This window comes from Photorhabdus heterorhabditis, assembly GCF_001280945.1.
GTDB classification, from domain to species: Bacteria; Pseudomonadota; Gammaproteobacteria; order Enterobacterales; family Enterobacteriaceae; genus Photorhabdus; species Photorhabdus heterorhabditis.
In genome coordinates, this window is sequence record NZ_LJCS01000230.1 from 1 (window position 1) to 529 (window position 529).

The 529-nt window shown below is 60.1% G+C and carries 1 protein-coding gene; it reads left to right on the forward strand.

Annotated features, from left to right (window positions below; translation table 11 throughout):
- Window positions 1-2: 2 nt before the first annotated feature.
- A partial coding sequence (locus AM629_RS21485; RefSeq protein ID WP_235525597.1) for a CHC2 zinc finger domain-containing protein occupies window positions 3-529 on the forward strand: 527 nt, incomplete at its 3' end.

Genomic DNA, 529 nt, shown 5'->3' on the forward strand with positions numbered 1-529 from the left:
CCGTGGCGGAACAACAGGGCCGCAAGCTGATTAAACGCGGTAAAGATTACGTGCTGCTGTGCCCGTTCCATGAGGAAAAAACCCCGTCAATGGTCCTCAGCCCGGAAAAAAACCTCTATCACTGTTTTGGCTGCAACACCGGCGGTTCAGTGCTGGACTGGGTGATGAAAACCGAACGCCTGAGCCTGCGACGGGCGGCAGAGCACCTGCGCGGCACGCTGGGGAATAATCCGGCTGTTGCGCCGCTGGTTCAGCCGAATGAACCCACCGTACTGGCCGAAGACGAAGCCGGACGGCAGGCGCTGCTCAGCCGGGTGGTGGAGTTTTACCATCATACGCTGCTGAACGCCCCCGAAGCCGTGGCCTATCTGGAAAAACGCCGGTTACATCATCCCGAATTAGTCGCCGGTTTTAAGCCCGGCTTTGCCAACCGAACCCTGGCTTACCGCCTGCCGGAGAAACAACTGAAAGCCGGCGCAGCTATCCGGGCCCGGTTGCAAGCGGTGGGCCTGATGCGGGAGTCAGGTCA